This window comes from Alteromonas sp. 5NW40-0090 (assembly GCF_057552975.1).
This window is the reverse complement of sequence record NZ_BAAJLT010000010.1, coordinates 83,353-102,042: the sequence shown is the minus strand read 5'-3', so window position 1 is coordinate 102,042 and position 18,690 is coordinate 83,353. Positions and strand designations below refer to the sequence as shown.

The window sequence follows — 18,690 nt, the reverse complement described above, 5'->3', positions numbered from 1 at the left end:
CGCATCCATCACACTGTTTGCAGTACACTTTTCAGGTTAAGGCCTATTAACATTCAACAAATAGAGAGACTATTTTATGACACGCTTTTCTGAACTTATGTCAGGCCAAACCCTGTTGCCAATTATTCAGGCAGATTCCCCTGAACAAGGTGTGAATATTGCGAAAGCAATGTCGAAAGCAGGTTTAAACCTTGTGGAGGTTGTGCTTAGAACAGAGGCTTCACTTGAAGCGCTTAGCGCCATTAAGTCAGAAGTACCTTCACTCATTGTGGGGGCAGGCACAGTGATAAACGAAGAGATATTATCTGCCGCTATTGAGGTGGGCAGTGACTTTATCGTGACGCCTGCGGTATCTAATTCACTGTTAAATGCGTTAGAGACATGTCAGATACCTGTATTGCCTGGTGTGTCGAATACTGCAGACATACTTATGACCCTTGAAGCTGGTTTCACTGAACAAAAGCTTTTTCCAGCATCTTTATCAGGTGGTGCACCTTTTTTAAAAGCAGTGTCATCAGTATTTCGCGATGTTAAGTTTTGTCCTACAGGCGGCGTGAATCAATTGAACAAAACTGATTACCTTTCACTACCTAACGTATTTGCAGTTGGTGGAACGTGGGTCGCGAAAAAAGAGTGGGTAAGCGAAGAAAACTGGGAAGCAATAACGCAGTCTTGCCAAGAAGCAAACGCATAATTTGTTGCTTACAAGGGGCGTATATCTGCCCCTTCTTCTCATTAACTAACCTACTTGTATGACCAAATTGTAGTTTGATGCACTTTTTTTTCGATTTTTTGTTTTAATTTTGTGCAATCGCCAAAAGGTGATTATAATTAAGTTGTTGATAATAAATGCTAATGTTTTTATTTTGTTTGCTTTAGAGCTTGAATTGAAATATTACCAATTGCGTGTATATTGACGCTATATAAAGTTAAGAATAGCAATTTAGTTCGACGGGGAGTCTGCAACGGCAGAAAAATAAATATACCGCCAGAGCTAGAGAAAGTTGCACAGTGGGTGCGTAATGCGCACTACGTTTAATTGAAAAGGTTTCGAACATGAAAAGTCGTCGAATGTTCTGGCAAATTGCAGAAAAAATAAAGGCGTTAATTGCATCAGGTCTTTACCCACCAGGAACGCGTTTACCCGCCGAGCGTGAGTTAGCCGAGACATTTGATGTAAGCCGCCCGACGATCCGAGAGGCTATTATTGCCCTTGAAGTGCTTCAGCACGTTGAAGTGAAGACAGGGTCTGGCGTTTACGTACTCGATAAGCCAAAAGACAAAGAAGACGCTACCACAGAACAAATAAGTGCATTTGAGCTGACTCAAGCAAGAGCACTTGTGGAAGGTGAAGCGGCTGCTTTAGCTGCATTGTCGATTACTGATGAAGAGCTTGTTGCCCTTGAGAAGACATTAGAAGCAATGGAAACCGGGGTAAACGCGGAAGAAGCTGACCGTGATTTTCATATCATTATCTCGCGTGCCACGCGCAATAAAGCCATACTGTTGGCAGTAAATAAGTTTTGGTCGCTAAGAGATTCCCAGCCCCAAATTATTCAAGCCTATAATAGTGTTTGCAGCCAGTCTGACCAAGATAGATTAGAAGAACATTATGAAATTTTTAAAAGCTTAAAAGCCCGGAACTCACAGGCAGCAAGAGCCGCTATGCATGCTCACTTTAATCGTCTAATTGATGCACTGTTTGCGGCGAGTGAGGCGCAGGCGCTAGAAGAAGTGAGAAAGAAGAGCAGTCAAACTCGCGATCTTTACTCACTAAGCCATTTGCGTACTAACTAAGCCATTACCGTACAAAATATGCCATTTGGGAACGGACTTCTCCGTTCCACCTCATATCAGTAGTTGCTAGTTACCATGTTCATTCTCAATTGAATAAAAGCTGGCAACTGCACGTTCTGCTTCATTTGCAGAATTGTTTACGTGATACACACCCACCTTGAAATACAGATATTGATCATCTTCATCGTAACCACTATTTTCAATATTTAAAGAACGGGTGACGTCAGACTTTCCTTCTCTTGAAATCGTTGCGGTGAGCGTGTCACCTTCAACGTCAATTACGTAGGTGAAACGCTCATTAAGTGCTATGCCATCAGTGGGGTTGGTAGCATCACTGTCTCGCGATCCGATCATTTCTACCCATATTTCTTCTTTCTCACCATTCGCTGTTGCCACTGCTCTGCGTTCGTGAGCAAAGTAGATAGCGCCTAAGTTATTTTTAGGCAACTTACGGTAGTACAGGCGTATTGGCTCATCTTCGTTGGCATGTATTTGACCTATGATCACGCGGCCTATTTGGAAGTTCTCGCCTGTAGTGGTAACTTTGTTTACCGCCATATCAACCCGCAAACGACCATCTACGCCACCAGCAGCATCCTGATTGACCTGAGAGGCAGAGGAGAGTACCCAGTTGTTTTTATTAACGCCTTGGGTCTTAATAATGGTATCGCCGCGTCGCAACATTTCACGCAACTCAACGCGAACATAGTTAGTGTTTACAGAGGTTTTAAAGCCGCGAGTGGGTGAACGCATCACTAAGGCGCCATCGTTGCCAACATAAAAATATTCAGAATTGGTATATCCTTGCTGAAGCTTGGTTTCGCTTATGTTATCTGCTGTACCTGAGTCATCATTGTCTGTTGGAATACTTAAATACCAGTCTTGTAAATCGATTCCCGAAGTTGAAGTGAGTGCAGATGAAATTTCACCGTCGCCTTCAGTGCAATTGAATAACTGAACCTCAACTATTGCGTTATCGTCATTAACAGAGTTTCCAAATGGGGTAACACGTATATAGCGAGACGTTACAAGCGTTGGTAATGAATAAAGCTCAAAGCCCGCAAGCTGTGTATTTGAATTGATATTTGAGCCCTGTGTATCCCAACTTTCACCATCTATTGAGGTTTCAATAGAAAAGCGATAAGCGCGAATTTCGCTGTCATACCACTTAATTTGAAGAGCACCTAGTTGTTGTTCGCTATCAAATGAAAGCACGAGCGCAGAATTAGTGCCTGTTGATTGCCAACGAGAGGCGTTTGAGGTATCGCCGTCGATAGCTTTAGATGCAATAAAAGACTCGTTTTCTACATTCGCCGATGCGCTTATTCCTGTTAATGGTAATGCGCTACATGCTTCCGTCTCATTTGTTGGGGAAGTGGGAGATGGAGTTGGCGCAGAGCTATCGTCTGGTAAAGGCGTTTGCGAGGTAGTGGACGATGAAGAAGAGCCACACCCATTTAGCGAAGTAAGCGTTAGTAAAACAAGCAATAAGCGAAACATATGCATTCCTTACTGGCGTTGAAGAAAAAAAGGGCCCATGTTCGGGCCCCAATTACTCACAGTGAAACTGTGATTAATAGCGGAATTGCACGCCAGCGAAGACTCTTTGACCGTACACGTTAATTTCTGCAAAGTTGTCTTGGGTTGGGCGATACTGGCGTCTGGGCTCATCAAAGATATTGATAGCCTCTAGACTAAACTTCCAATTCTTATTCAGGCGATAAGACACACGCGCCTCAAATACTTCCGTATCGTCGATGAATCGAATAGCGCCAGGCGTATTAACAAACTGTTGGAAGTAGTTACTTCTGTACTTGTAGTTAATAGATGCGTTTAAGTCTTCCCATTGATAATAGAGCTGCGTAGAAATAACATGCTCTGAAAAGCCGAACAGATTAGCTGGTGCCACAATGCCCGTACGCGAAATTAAATCCCCCGAGCTAGGGTCGATTATTGTTGATTCGCCGAAGCTCTCATCTTGAAATTCAAAATTCGAGTCTGCGTAGTTGTAGCTAAGCTTTATACCAAAACCACTTAACCAGCTATCTAGGTATGAAAATGAGTGTGTAGCGGTAATTTCAGCACCATAAATAGTGCTGGTATCGTCGCTAGTTTGAGGCGCAGTAACGATGGTTTCTAATTCTTCACCATCAACTTCAAAAATTTCGGTTTGAGACGTGTTTGAGAAGCCACCCTCAAAGTTTTTGTAATACAAACCAAGCGCAAGAATAGTATCTTCGTTTGGATACCACTCAATAGCGGTGTCTATATTCCAAGATAGGAAAGGTTCAAGTACTGGGTTACCTACTGCCACAGCGCGCGCAAGCGCATCTGATATCTCGCCAGTGTCACTGTCTTCGTCTAGGCCTAAGAAGTTTCGGCCAAAGCCTAAGTCTGATGGATCTGGGCGTGACAGGCCGCGATAAATCGCGCCGCGAAACATAACATCATCCGAGAGGTCGACGATTAAATTGAAGCTTGGAAGTAACTCGGTGTAATCACCGCCGCCTTCTACTCGAATGAGTTCGTCAGTAATAGGGGCAATGCCTGTAATTAGGCCGTTTTCATCGCGTGTAGCCTGTAAGGGCCCTCGATATGACAGAGACGAAACTTCTGTTCTTACAATACGAAGTCCAAAGTTGCCGCGTACACCATAATCATTTATGAAAGTGTCGTAGTCGGCCTGTAGATAGGCCGCGATGGTTTTCTCTTCAACGTCAACAGCTGCAATATCTTGTCTATCTGAATCATCAACCGTTGGGAAGGCGTTAGCTATCGTTAGCACCTCTCCCGCATCATTAGTCACTGTGCCAAGCAATGTCTCTGCTAAACAGATTGGATCGAACGTAGCGAAAGAGTTACCTGTTCCTGCGCTTATTACGTTACCTTCGCTATCAACGTTGGTGAAAAGCGGCGCGCCTCCAGTCTCATCGTCAAAGAAGCCTGATTCAGGAAATGCGTTGTTCCGGCAAGCATCATTAGCCATAGCTGCCGCTTCATCACTGAACGTTACCTCTGTTCGGTTGTTGGTACCACTGCCACCAGGTACGCTGTCGTATTCTAACTTAGATAGCCTAACACCACCTTTTACACCAATGATAAATTCAGAGTCTGGTATGTAGTCGAAGTCAGCGCGTACCGCTGAAATCTTGTTATTTCTAAATTGGTTTAGATCTAGACGTGTTCTTGCTTCATCTGCAAAAGCACCGTGGTAGTTAACGTCGAAGTCTTGAAGTGTCCATGTAGGTACAAGAGAACCGTTGGCAAATATCTGTGCTGCCGTTCTTACTTCACCGTTTCCATCGGCTCCCAGTACATCATTACCGTAGATGTCTACATCTTCCGACTGCAGTCTGGTTTGAATGATATTTTCGCGTCGTTCAGTTTCAGAGGTAGATAGGTCAAGAGATATGCTTAGTCTATCGTTTACCGTATAGTCGAAACGTAAGCCTCCTCCAGTGTACTCTTCAAGGCGTTCTGCAAATTGGCTGTTTGTTTCAATATTTTGTGTAGCTGTGAATTGTCTAAGTGCACCATTAGAGGTGGCCACTAGGTCAAAGGGCAGTCTCTCTGACGCTGGCGTGGTAAAACCATCAACGTGGTTAACTTCGGCAAAGACGAGGTCGTTTCTTACTTCACTAAAGGTTCTGTCTGAAAGCTGTACGTCGGCATTTATCTCTAGCTTGTTATTAGGGCGCCACTGAATAGCACCGAAGAATGATTCTCTATCATCGTCGGTAACGTTTTGTCTAAACGAGTTTTGCGAACGAGAAAATATAAATGGCTCTGACGCATCAGGCGCTGCGCCGGTGCCATCAGTAATTAAGTTTAGCGCGCCGCCGTTATCTTCACAGTCTGTACGGCTGCTGTTAATTCCGTCACCAAATGCAGGTGAAACTCTGCATGCTTCCCAGCTCGTTCCTGTTCGAGCTTCCTGTTCGGGATTTGTTGTTACGTTCTTTTGATAGCCTACAGATACACCTATGTCGCCGAATCGTTCAGATTCAAATTGGTCCACAAAGCTACTGGTGATACGCTGACCAAAGTCGCGAATAGGGTCTTCTAAATCTGTATTATCTGGGTTCCAGTTACCTTTATATTCAAACTGAAAGCGGCGTTTACCGAAATCTAATGGTTTGATGGTATCTAAATGGATTTGACCTGAAACACCGCCTTCAATTAGCTCAGCAGACTGTGTTTTATAAATGGCAACTTTATTAAAAAGCTCTGATGGAAACTGAGAGAAGTTTACTGATCGGTCACCACTGCCGTTCGCTGCTTCACGACCGTTCATTACCGTACTACCTAGATAAGGGCCAAGGCCTCGAATTGAAATTTCCGTTGCACCGCCTTGCTCTCTGTGAGAAGACGCGCCAGTAAGGGTTTCTAATGCCTCACCAATAGACAAAGCAGGCAGGTCGCCAATGTCGTCGGCAGAGATACCATCAACAATTTCAGTCGATTCACGCTTTATCGAGATAGAGCTTTGAATAGTACCTCGAATACCCTTAACTTCGATAATTTCGGTTGTTTCTTCATCGGCGGCATCTGCTTCTTGCGCTGAAACTGGGGCGCTCATAAGCAGGCCTGCAGAGCACGCAGCATAAACCAGAGCTGGGCTAAAGTATTTGGCGCGAATGGCGTGTACGAACGGATTTGGTTTTCTCTTATTTATCATCGTGGCTTCCATAATGCTGTGTCTTTTGTTTTGTAGGGCTTTCAGCAATTTATCTGGCTATTAAAGCTAACCAAAAACCGTCACTGTTATTACCAATTTGCTGCATGATGTAAAGCCAATGCTAAGGGTTTGTTTACGTATTGGCAACAAATTTACAAGAAAATAATTAAAATTGTCATTATTTCGTACATTTATGGGCTGGATTTCCAAAATATATGAGCAGCGCTAACGTCTGATTTTGTTAAATAAACGTATTTTAAAACAGTGCTTTACTGTTATTTCTAATGAGTAATTAGCTTTTGGTGATGTCAAAAAAATGTTATCAGTTTGTTTTTCTGGTGGTAATAATAAATTCTTTGTGGTTACATACCAATAACTATTTTGGTTGTATCTATTGGTAAGGTTGATTTGCTCTATTGGTAAGTTTTGGGCGGTTGGGTTTATCAGCATCGAAGAAAATAAGCAGCGAGAGTAATAATGAAAAAAGTAAGTATTATAACGCTTAGCGCCTTAAGCCTAGGGCTTGCAGGGTGCGGTGGTGATGGTAGCGCTACAAACCAGCCTGGTGCCTTATCTCTTTCTGGAACGGCTAAGGAAGGAGAGACGTTAACTGCATCAGTCAGTGACCCTGACGGAATTGATCAAAACACAGTGGTGTTTACGTGGTTTGCAGACGGTACACCAATAGCAGATGCAACCGATGCTTCTTACACGCTTACGGTAAATGAAGCTGGTACACGTATTCGTGTAGCGGTTACGTACGTCGACCTGGGCAACACGCGTGAAGGTTTTACTACAGAAGAAACCGAGGTGGTAGAAGCGCTGCCTGTTAACTTTGAGGGTGTTATTACCGTTTCAGGCTCTACAACGGTAGGGCAAACGTTAACGGCAGACATAACAGACGATAATGGTTTGTCTGGCACCGTAACTTACAGCTGGGCCTCAGACGGCGCTGTTATCGAAGGAGCAGTATCTAATTCGCTTGAGCTTGTTGAGGTTTACGAAGGAACTGTTATTACGGCCATGGCTTCATATGTTGACGATAGTGGATTTGATGAATCAATCACCTCTGAGCCCACTGAAGCTATTGCACCAGTGCCGGCTGATAATGAAACGGGCTCGCTTGATGATCCAATTACTGGTGAGCTAACAGTAGGTGCCACACTGACGGCTCCCAGCCCTGTTGATGCTAATGGCGTTTCAGGTGAAATTAGTTACCAGTGGCAATCGCGTAATGTGGGCGAAGATTTATCTGCGGCGGTCAACATTGATGGGGCAACAGAAGCAACTTTAGTAGTTACAGACGCTGACTTAGGCAAAGTGCTCTCAGTTAACGTATCTTACACCGATGATGCGAACTATGAAGAAAACTTATCGAAAAGTGCAGATGACCAGATATTCACCTTTTATGTGCAAGGTGAAGTGTCACTTACTGCAGCGCTAGCTAACGCACAAGAAGGCGACTCAATTGGTATCGCGGATGTGCTAAATACCAGTGATACTGCAGATGATTATAGAGATATGGCTGAGCTCTCTATTGCTCAAAACGATCTTCTTATTAAACGTGTAGCCGAAACGAACGCAGTTATTTCAGGCACTACGTGTATTGCATTTAGTTCGTCAGTTAGCGGTGTGGTATTAGACGGTCTTGTGTTTGAAGAGTTAGTGATTCCGGTTGCGGGTAGCTGCGGCGAAGGTCGTGGTTCAATTGACCTAAACGGCTCTGGCAATACTATTAAAAACTCTAGTTTTTTAAGTGATTCAGGCGCTACGCGACCTAATTTAGGTTCAAGTGACGAGTCTCACTACATCACGGTTAGTGGTACAGACAATGTTATTGAACGTAACTTATTTACTGGTAAAAGCGTCAACGAAGCTGAAGAAGGCTCTGCTATTAGCATGTTCCTAGGTGTCGGTGACACGCCTAACTCATTGGGCGATCATCAGCGTAACATTGTTCAATACAATCTGTTCAAAGATTTCCTACCTACCACTATTGACGGTGATGGAGAATTTGATACTGACTCAGGTAGTCACGCTGTTCAGGTTGGTCGCTCGGGTAGTGGCGATGGAGCGGGTCGCGGTGAACACGTGGTTCAATATAACCGTTTCGATCGCGTACTGATGGATCGTGGTCTTATTATTGTTCAAGGTGGTGGTAATAGTATTCATGCCAACACAATTGTAAATTCCTGGGGTAATGTCGAGTTGCGAAATGGTTACGGCAATACCGTATCGCAAAACATTATCATCTCAAGCGGCGAGCCTTACACGGCAACTGTTGGTGGCGTAGAAGGTACAAATAACAAGGATGGGGGCATTGCTTTCACGCCGCTGGGGCATGCAATTACCGACAACTTTGTGGCTAACGTAATAACTAATTCTTCAGACCGCGCTGCGCTGCATATCGACTCTGATTATATCGACAGCGGTAATTCATCTACGCAAACACTGATTGATGCAGGCCTAGATTTAAATACGGTTATTGCACGTAATACGATATTAAATACGACTAATGCCATTCAGTTTGAGGATGATTCTTCTCGCGACGGCGCAGAAAACTGTACTAATCTTGATTACACACTGGACTTCGACAGTAACCTTATTGCTAATCAAAGCGCTGATAACAACATATTTGGCACGACTTCTGGTGCTGGTGCTACCGCTATTAAGCAAGATGAATATCCTGCCCATGGTTGTGCACTAGATAACGATTCTGACTATGATAATAACCATATTTATGCTCAAACCATTGCTGATTTAACACCGATTATGCCAAAGCGTGATAACACATCTTTGGTTGATGGTGTTGATGGCAACATATTGGCTGACAACTCAGAAGACGGTGCAAGCTTGAGTGAACCCACTGCGAATAACTTGGTGGAAGGTACGGGTAACGATGCCGGTATTGGTGCTGCGCTGGACGACCTTATCTTTATTGAAGAAAATATGGTTGGGCCTTATTCAACGTGGGAAGCACCGGCTCAGAGTAACTAAAAAATCAACTAAACAAATTAACTAGGCAAAGCAGTTTGGTATATCAATTAAGCGAGTATTGAAGCTGTAGCCTTTTCGCCAACAAGTATCTTTGTCGGTAAGATAAACAAAAATGCCCCAATAAATGGGGCATTTTTTTAGGTATTCACAATCGCAGTGAATAACAAAGGCTTTTCTAGTTCTCTTCTGGTGTACTTTCTGTCACCGTAAGTTCAGTAAAGGTTACTCGCGTGTAGTCACCATTCCTTTCATCTTCTTCCCAATTACCCGTGCCTAAACAGGCCGGGTACCAGAATGCGGGGTCGTCTTTTGTGCTGCATTGGTTATAGGCGCCAGCTTTGAAGTAGTTCCAATCAAGGGTATAACCGTAGGGATGATCGTATTTATCTAACTGTCCATACGCATCAACGGCATTGGCAAGGTTAATGGAATACTTAACGGTTTCATGATTTTCTGACTCGAACCGAAGGTGCATGATATCGCCATGAACATTCACGGTGTAGCTGAACGTCTCATCAAGCTTAATGCCTTGAGCGCCAGGGTCGGTACTATCGGTCCACAGGTTTCCCCAAACAGGGTAGGCAATGTCTTTACGATTTGGGTCGCTTTTAGGAAGGTTTCGCTCATAGGTCCAAAATACCGAGCCGGTTTCGTGATCAGGCCATTTTTTAAAATATATTTTTAGCGGTTCATTGCCCCAGCCAAAGCCTTTTACTTTCTTTTTCCATTTCGTTGCATGGATTTGCCCCACAACCACAGAATATGCTGGCGGCTTTTCAGGGTACTTAGCCCTTAGCGCTACGTGATTCACTTTCAATGTGGCCTGCATTTTTCCACCCACACGGGCAAAGCGTCGCGCTATGGGGTTACTGGCAACGGTAAAGCTATTTTCTGCTGACTGTGTTTTGACTGAATTATTGCTGCCACGCAGCATGTGGCGCAGTTCGCTTCGTGTATTTGTAGAGTTCTTTGTAGTTAATGCTTTGTTAGGACTGGTGAACACCAATCCACCTTCGTTATTCAAATAGAAAAACGAAGGATGCGCAAAAGACTGAAGGTCTTCAACAGAAATGTTGTCAGCTTTTCCATCGTTGTTACCGTCAGCAGGTAACGTTAAATACCACTCACTTAAATCGTACTTTTGTGCAGGCAGCGCGAGGTCTTCTGCCCATACTGGACTTGTAGTTGCTAATGCAGTGGCGAGTACAGTAGAGAATGTACTAGAGATAACAAGCCAGCGCTTTTGGGTTGGCAAAATTGCTTTCATGAACAGGCCTTATTATGTAATTAATGCTGTATACGTAGGGCTGCGGTCGCATAGCATAGGTTAATGTTTCCGCAATTTCATAGTAACAATATTGCCATTGGTTTACCAATGTGATCAATTTGGTTTTACATTTTTGGGTTTATTGGTAAGTTTTTGGTGGGTTTGTCGGTGAGTTTGCTAGAAGATTCAGATTAAGGGGAAATAAAAAAGCCAGATAGCAATGCTAACTGGCTTTAAAAAAAATGATGGTTAACATCAATGTGCTGTTAACTGTCTAAAATAAAGACTTTTCAATGAGCCTTTTTTATTGACCTTTGATTTCGCTACGGCCTTTGTAAGTTGCAGCGTCACCTAGTGCTTCTTCAATTCGAAGTAATTGGTTGTACTTAGCAACACGGTCAGAACGGCATAGTGAACCCGTTTTGATTTGGCCCGCTGCTGTGCCTACTGCTAGGTCGGCAATAGTGGCGTCTTCAGTCTCACCAGAACGGTGAGAGATAACTGCCGTAAAGCCTGCGTCTTTCGCCATTTTAATAGCGTTAAGGGTTTCAGTCAGTGAACCGATTTGGTTGAACTTGATAAGGATTGAGTTACCAATACCGTTATCAATACCGCGCTTAAGAATTTTAGTGTTAGTTACAAACAAGTCGTCACCAACTAGCTGTACTTTGTCACCAATCTTCTTAGTTAGGCTTGCCCAGCCGTCCCAGTCGCTTTCGTCCAGGCCGTCTTCAATAGATACAATTGGGTATTGTGAAGAAAGGTCAGCAAGGTAGTCGCCAAACGCTTCTGAATCGAAGCTCTTATCTTCGCCAGATAGTACGTATTTGCCATCTTTATAGAATTCAGACGCCGCGCAGTCTAGTGCAAGGGTAATGTCTTCATTCATTTTGTAGCCAGCGTTTTCAACGGCTTCTACGATTACTGCAAGCGCTTCAGCGTTTGAGCTAAGGTTAGGGGCAAAACCACCTTCATCACCAACCGCTGTGTTAAGGCCTTTAGCAGACAGTACTTTCTTAAGAGCGTGGAAGATTTCAGCACCCATACGTAGCGCTTCTTTGAAGCTCTTCGCGCCAACTGGCTGTACCATGAACTCTTGAATGTCTACGTTGTTATCAGCGTGCTCACCACCGTTGATGATGTTCATCATTGGTACTGGCATAGAGAATTGACCAGATGTACCGTTTAGGTCTGCAATGTGCTCGTAAAGTGCTACGCCTTTCTCTGCTGCCGCTGCTTTCGCTACTGCAAGTGAAACCGCTAGGATTGCGTTCGCGCCAAGGGTTTCTTTGTTTTCAGTGCCATCAAGGTCAATCATGATGCCGTCGATATCAGCTTGCGCTAGTGCATCTTTACCGATAAGTGCTGGCGCGATGGTATCGTTAACTGCTGCAACTGCCTTTGTTACACCTTTACCTAGGTAACGAGACTTGTCGCCGTCGCGTAGCTCTAGTGCTTCGCGGCTACCAGTAGATGCACCAGAAGGTGCTGCAGCTCGGCCCATTACGCCTGATTCTAAGTAAACATCTGCTTCTACGGTAGGGTTTCCGCGTGAATCTAAGATTTCGCGTCCGATAATGCGACTAATTTTCGCCATGTTTTTTCCTCAACAATTGAATGGGGCGCAACGGGAGAGAGCGCCCTTTTATTAGAAATTAGTGATTTTCTTTCTGGTATTTTCCTGCCGCAGCAACGAAACCAGTGAATAATGGGTGTCCATCCCGAGGAGTTGATGTGAACTCAGGGTGGAATTGGCCCGCAATGAACCAAGGATGATCAGGGATTTCTACTACTTCTACAAGTCGCTTGTCAGTGGACAAACCACTTACCTTTAATCCAGCTGCTTCGATTTGGTCACGCAGGTTATTGTTCACTTCATAACGGTGACGGTGACGCTCATAAATCTCTGTGCTGCCATACATCTCATGCACTTTTGTGCCGTCAATAAGGTGGCAAAGCTGGCTGCCTAAGCGCATAGTACCACCAAGATCTGAGTTTTCAGTGCGAGTTTCAGTTGTACCAGCTGCGTCTAACCACTCAGTGATTAGGCCCACAACAGGATAAGGCGTTTCAGGGTCGAACTCTGTGCTGTTCGCATTTTCCATACCTGCAACATTGCGCGCGTACTCGATAAGCGCTACCTGCATACCTAAGCAAATGCCAAGGTAAGGGACTTTGTTTTCACGGGCATAGCGGGCAGCAGCAATTTTACCTTCTATACCGCGTTCGCCAAAGCCGCCAGGCACCAAGATAGCATCTAGTTTTTCTAGAATTTGGGTACCTTTGCTTTCCACGTCTTGCGAGTCGATGTGGTGAATATTCACGGTCAGACGATTTTTAAGGCCAGCGTGCTTAAGCGCTTCGTTTACAGACTTATAAGCGTCAGGTAGCTCAACATACTTGCCTACCATACCAATATTAACTTCAGCAGTAGGGTTAGACTCAGCGTAAAGTACTTGTTCCCATTCAGATAAGTCGGCTTCTTCACACTCAAGACCGAAACGGTCAACTACCAGCTGATCCATGCCTTGTGCTTTAAGTGCAGCAGGAATGCGGTAAATGCTGTCTACGTCTTTCAAAGAAATAACGGCTTTGTCGGCAACGTTTGTGAATAGGGCGATTTTCGAGCGCTCACTGGCCGGCAGTGCACCTACCGAACGACAAACTAGAATATCTGGCTGAATACCAATCGAGCGAAGCTCTTTTACCGAATGCTGCGTAGGCTTAGTTTTTACTTCACCTGATGCTGGCATATAAGGTACAAGCGTTAGGTGCATGAACATAGCGCGTTCACGGCCTACTTCGGTACCAAGCTGACGAATAGCTTCTAAGAAAGGTTGTGACTCGATATCACCAACCGTTCCACCTACTTCAACAATAGCTACATCATGACCTTCAGCACCTTCAATTACGCGGCGCTTAATTTCATTGGTGATATGAGGAATAACCTGAATGGTTGCGCCAAGGTAATCACCGCGACGCTCGCGCTTTAACACTTCTTCATATACACGGCCGGTAGTGAAGTTGTTGCGCTTAGTCATGCGGGTGCGAATAAAACGCTCATAGTGACCAAGATCAAGGTCGGTCTCAGCGCCGTCATCGGTAACAAATACTTCACCATGCTGGATAGGGCTCATAGTGCCCGGGTCGACATTGATGTAAGGGTCGAGTTTTAACATGGTTACGGTGAGACCGCGAGCTTCCAGAATTGCGGCTAACGATGCTGCAGCAATACCTTTACCTAGCGATGAAACTACACCACCGGTGACGAAAATATAATTTGTCATGCGAAACCTAGAACGTTTGGGTTGTATGGTAAATATAGGCTGAGTTTAGAACAAAACCAGCTACACTTTGGACGGGGCGATAGTATACGCAAATTCATGTGGGCAGACAATCAATTTGCCCACATGATGCGCAATTTATACGCGCTTAAGCTTGGTTTAAGATTGGCTCAGGCGCTTAAGTGTGTAGATAAGGTCTAGCGCTTGGCGCGGTGATAACTCATCGGGTGATAAGTTTTCAAGGGCTTCTACAACCGGGTGCGGCTTATCAGGGAATAGCATTTCAGCTTGGCCTTTAGTATTTGATGTGACTTTAACTGATGCGCTTGTTTTATTTACACCTTTTACCGAGCTCTTCGCTACAAAAGACTCATCGTTGGCTTTCTCTGATCCGTCTTCCGTGCTGGTCATAAGGTGTGATGATTCCAACACCGCGAGTTTTTGTTGCGCTGCTTTTATTACCGCCTTCGGTACGCCTGCAAGTTGGGCGACTTGTAAACCAAAGCTTTTGCTCGCCGCACCTTCTGATACGGTATGCATGAAGCGTATGGTATCTTCAAACTCCATCGCGTCTAAGTGCACATTCACTACGCCGCTTTGCGTTTCTGGAAGTTCCGTAAGTTCGAAATAATGAGTGGCAAAAAGCGTATAAGCATTTAGCTGTTTTGCCAAATAACTCGCGCATGCCCACGCCAGAGACAATCCATCATAGGTACTGGTACCACGGCCTATTTCATCCATTAATACCAGAGAGTTTTCTGTGGCATTGTTTAGAATGTTCGCCGTTTCTGTCATCTCAACCATAAAGGTAGAACGACCTGAGGCTAAGTCGTCTGATGCGCCTATACGGGTAAAGATGCGATCAAGCTTTCCTATGTGGGCATTTTCTGCAGGTACAAAACTGCCAATACAGGCCAAAAGGGCAATCAGCGCAGTTTGGCGCATATAGGTCGACTTACCGCCCATGTTCGGACCGGTAATAATTAGCATGCGGCGCTCGGTATCTAGCTGAAGCGGGTTGGCAATGAAGGGGTCTTTCATCACGTTCTCAACCACAGGGTGGCGGCCGGCATCATAAGTAAGCGCACATTCTTGACTCAAATGAGGTCGATACCAATCAAGGGAGACTGCGCGTTCGGCAAAACAGCATAGCACGTCTAATTTGGCTAGCGCCGCAGCGGTTTCAATTAAGTTGTTTAAGTGCGGCGCAAAGTTGTCAAACAAGGCTTCATAAAGCTGCTTTTCAAGAGCAAGCGCAGCGCCCTGACTGCTTAGCACTTTATCTTCGTGCTCTTTAAGTTCTGGCGTTATATAACGTTCAGTGTTTTTAAGGGTTTGTCTTCGAATATATTCAGCAGGCGCTAATGCACTGTTCGCCCGGCTAATTTCAATAAAGAACCCGTGAACTTTGTTATAGCCCACTTTTAGCGTAGAAATGCCGGTGCGCTCGCGCTCACGTTGTTCCATAGCGTCTAAGTAGTCGGTAGCTCCTTGCGATAGCTTGCGCAATTCATCAAGTTCGGCGTTGTAGCCCTCGGCAATTACGCCGCCATCGCGTATTACCACTGGTGGGTTATCGATAATAGCATCATTTAACAGAGCTTGAAGCTCAGGGTAAGTGCCAATGGTTTCGCTAATACTTCGGATTTGCCCTGTGTCGAACCGAGCTAGAGCATCTTGTAAGTCAGGCAGGGCGTTAAAGGCATTTTTTAGGCGAGCGAAGTCACGTGGTCTCGCTGAACGAAGGGCTAATCGCGCCATAATACGTTCTATATCACCAATGTGCTTTAACGCGGTGCGAATATCTTCAGTGTCATCATTAATAAAAGTTTCAACAGCATCTAAGCGGCTGTGCAGTTCATGCTGATCGGTTAAAGGCGAGTGAATAACCCGCTGTAACATGCGGCTACCCATAGCTGTAGTGGTGGTGTCCATCACGCTAAACAGCGTATTTTCCTGGCCACCCGACAAATTATGAGTGAGTTCTAAGTTTCTGCGGGTGGCGGCATCAAGCTGAACGCGGCTGTCTTGCTGTTCGGTCTGAATGCGGCGAATGTGAGGCAGAGCAGTGCGCTGGGTATCCTTTACATATTGTAAAACGCAGCCCGCTGCGCCTAATCCTTTAGTGACGCCTTTTATTCCAAAGCCGTCTAATGTTTTGGTTTCAAACTGTGCGTTTAATTGCTCTGTGGCGGTATCAATGTCGAATTCCCATTCAGGACGGCGTCTAAGTCCTTTGCGGTTTTCAACCAATGCTAAGCTTTCAAATCCTTCGGGGTAGAGCAGTTCTGCCGGGTTAATGCGCTGAATTTCAGCAAGTAAGCTTTCATCGCTGTCACATTCAAACACAACAAAACGACCGCTTGTAACATCTAGGGTTGCCAGACCATAGTGCATACTGTGACCACAAACGGCGGCCAAGATATTATCGCGACGTTCTTCTAACAGCGCTTCGTCAGTGACTGTACCAGGCGTAACAATACGTTGTACCGCGCGTTCAACAGGGCCTTTACTGGTGGCTGGGTCGCCTACTTGTTCGCAAATGGCTACTGACTCACCCATTTTCACTAAGCGTGACAGGTAGCTTTCTACGGCGTGATAAGGCACACCTGCCATGGGAATGGGTTCACCACCAGATTTTCCTCTGGCTGTTAATGAAATATCCAGTAATTCAGCAGCTTTTTTGGCATCGTCGTAAAACAACTCATAAAAGTCGCCCATGCGATAAAACAGTAAAATATTCGGATGCTGCGCCTTAATAGTCAGGTATTGGCGCATCATAGGAGTATGTGATTCCAAAAAATGCCTCTGCGAATTTGTTGCTGGGTTTAATGCCTGTTGAGGGGAATAAATGATAAACTCACGCCCACTAAGATCAAGCGAAGATCTGATAAAGCACAACAGGTGTAATTAGGTATATCCAAATGAGCACAACATTTTCAACTGATTCGACAGCAAACGCCACCCCTTTAACACTTGATAGCGCATTATCTGCGCAAGTCCATGTGTTGGGTGACTCACTCAGGAGCAAAGGTTGGACCGTATCGAGCGCCGAGTCGTGTACGGGCGGAGGTGTCGCTTTTGCTTTTACCAGTGTGGCAGGTAGTTCTGATTGGTTTAACCAATCCTGGGTGACGTACTCTAATGACGCAAAGCGAAGCGTTCTGGGGGTAACAGAACAGACGTTAAAAGAGTACGGCGCGGTGTCGAAGCAAACGGTTAAAGAAATGGCTGAAGGCGTGCGCCGTAACAGCGGAGCGCAACTTGTTGTAACGGTTAGCGGCATTGCCGGCCCTGGCGGTGGCAGCGACGCAAAACCGGTGGGCACTGTGTGGTTTGGCTTTTTGTGTGGGGAGCACGAAATGCAAATCAAACAGGTTTTCAGCGGCGATCGCGACGAAGTTCGCCAACACGCTATTAGCTTTGCCATTACTCAGTTAATTAAAATGTTGAGTGAAAATTAAAAACACTGGTTGAAACTGTATGCTTGTACAGTATAGAATGTGATCATTATTTGGTAATTTCATAAAAGATATGGAAAACACCAATACAGAATTTAACCGCAAATCCTAGAGGATATTTACGTGGACGATAACAAATCAAAAGCTTTAACCGCCGCAGTTGGCCAAATTGAAAAGCAGTTTGGTAAAGGCGCTATCATGCGCTTAGGCGATAACCAAGCCATGGATATTGAAGCGATTTCTACTGGCTCACTTACCATTGATATCGCTCTAGGTATAGGCGGTTTGCCATGTGGACGTGTTGTTGAAATCTACGGACCTGAATCATCAGGTAAAACCACGCTAACACTTCAAGTTATTGCTGAAGCGCAAAAAAAAGGTAAGACCTGTGCCTTCGTTGATGCTGAACACGCCCTAGACCCGGTATATGCTGAAAAGCTAGGTGTAAACATCGACGAACTATTGGTATCTCAGCCTGACACTGGTGAGCAAGCGCTAGAAATTTGCGACATGCTAGTACGTTCAGGTGCGGTAGATGTTGTTATTGTTGACTCGGTAGCGGCGCTTACACCTAAAGCGGAAATTGAAGGTGACATGGGTGATTCTCACGTTGGTCTTCAGGCACGTCTAATGTCACAAGCACTGCGTAAGCTTACAGGTAATATCAAGCGCTCAAATACACTGTGTATCTTCATTAACCAGATTCGTATGAAGATTGGTGTTATGTTTGGTAACCCAGAAACTACAACCGGTGGTAACGCGCTTAAGTTCTATTCTTCTGTTCGTCTAGATATTCGCCGTATTGGTGCAGTTAAAGAAGGCGACGAGGTAGTAGGTAACGAAACTCGCGTTAAAGTAGTGAAGAACAAAGTTGCACCTCCGTTTAAGCAAGCTGAATTTATGATCCGCTACGGCGAAGGTATCAGCAAAGAAGCTGAGCTTATTGACCTTGGTGTTAAGCAAAAGCTAGTTGATAAAGCGGGTGCTTGGTACAGCTACAAGGGTGACCGCATTGGTCAAGGTAAAGCGAACGTGATGAAGTTCTTAAAAGAGAACCCTGAGATCGCAAATGAGATCGAAACTAAGATCCGCCAAGAGCTATTGCTTTCTAAGACAGTTAAAGCAGAAGAGGCGCTTCCTCAACACGAAGACGATGTGCTTCCTGAGTAAATCGAACGCCTAATCAAAATTTAAGAACCCACCGCT

At 44.9% G+C, this 18,690-nt stretch carries 11 protein-coding genes; 5 read left to right on the top strand and 6 right to left on the bottom strand.

The features are described 5' to 3' along the window. Positions 1–76: 76 nt before the first annotated feature. Complete coding sequence (eda, locus tag AC27KT_RS13710; RefSeq protein WP_487130821.1) at positions 77–694, top strand: bifunctional 4-hydroxy-2-oxoglutarate aldolase/2-dehydro-3-deoxy-phosphogluconate aldolase; 618 nt, start codon at positions 77–79, stop codon at positions 692–694. 362 nt (positions 695–1,056) lie between these two features. Continuing rightward, positions 1,057–1,797: a FadR/GntR family transcriptional regulator gene (locus AC27KT_RS13705; RefSeq protein ID WP_487130819.1), complete on the top strand. Its 741-nt coding sequence runs from the start codon at positions 1,057–1,059 to the stop codon at positions 1,795–1,797. Positions 1,798–1,863: 66 nt separating this feature from the next. On the opposite strand, the gene AC27KT_RS13700 is transcribed toward AC27KT_RS13705, so the two are convergent. After that, a complete protein-coding gene (locus tag AC27KT_RS13700; RefSeq protein WP_487130817.1) occupies positions 1,864–3,297 on the bottom strand; it encodes a polysaccharide lyase family 7 protein in 1,434 nt (477 codons plus the stop codon). A gap of 73 nt (positions 3,298–3,370) precedes the next feature. Continuing rightward, on the bottom strand, positions 3,371–6,475 hold the full coding sequence (locus tag AC27KT_RS13695) for a TonB-dependent receptor (protein WP_487130815.1): 3,105 nt from the start codon (positions 6,473–6,475) through the stop codon (positions 3,371–3,373). Between the two features lie 477 nt (positions 6,476–6,952). On the opposite strand from AC27KT_RS13695, the gene AC27KT_RS13690 reads away from it, so the two are divergent. Beyond that, positions 6,953–9,472: a poly(beta-D-mannuronate) lyase gene (locus tag AC27KT_RS13690; RefSeq protein WP_487130813.1), complete on the top strand. Its 2,520-nt coding sequence runs from the start codon at positions 6,953–6,955 to the stop codon at positions 9,470–9,472. A gap of 175 nt (positions 9,473–9,647) precedes the next feature. On the opposite strand, the gene AC27KT_RS13685 is transcribed toward AC27KT_RS13690, so the two are convergent. The 4 genes from AC27KT_RS13685 to mutS all read right to left on the bottom strand — a co-directional run bounded on the left by AC27KT_RS13685 (position 9,648) and on the right by mutS (position 16,804). Continuing rightward, the gene (locus AC27KT_RS13685) at positions 9,648–10,739 is read right to left on the bottom strand and encodes a polysaccharide lyase family 7 protein (RefSeq protein WP_487130811.1); all 1,092 of its coding nucleotides are present in this window, start codon (positions 10,737–10,739) and stop codon (positions 9,648–9,650) included. 304 nt (positions 10,740–11,043) lie between these two features. Continuing rightward, positions 11,044–12,336 (bottom strand): phosphopyruvate hydratase, encoded by a 1,293-nt coding sequence (gene eno / locus AC27KT_RS13680; RefSeq protein ID WP_039230614.1) that lies wholly within the window; start codon positions 12,334–12,336, stop codon positions 11,044–11,046. A 58-nt stretch (positions 12,337–12,394) separates the two neighbouring features. After that, positions 12,395–14,026, bottom strand: a complete 1,632-nt coding sequence (pyrG, locus tag AC27KT_RS13675; RefSeq protein WP_014948503.1) for a CTP synthase — start codon at positions 14,024–14,026, stop codon at positions 12,395–12,397. Between the two features lie 156 nt (positions 14,027–14,182). Continuing rightward, entirely contained in the window at positions 14,183–16,804 is a 2,622-nt protein-coding gene (gene mutS / locus AC27KT_RS13670) for a DNA mismatch repair protein MutS (protein WP_487130996.1), read from the bottom strand. 143 nt (positions 16,805–16,947) lie between these two features. Between mutS and AC27KT_RS13665 the strand changes: the two genes are divergently transcribed. Next, a complete protein-coding gene (locus AC27KT_RS13665; RefSeq protein WP_487130808.1) occupies positions 16,948–17,487 on the top strand; it encodes a CinA family protein in 540 nt (179 codons plus the stop codon). Positions 17,488–17,607: 120 nt separating this feature from the next. Further along, positions 17,608–18,654: a recombinase RecA gene (recA, locus tag AC27KT_RS13660; RefSeq protein ID WP_014997517.1), complete on the top strand. Its 1,047-nt coding sequence runs from the start codon at positions 17,608–17,610 to the stop codon at positions 18,652–18,654. Positions 18,655–18,690 lie beyond the last annotated feature (36 nt).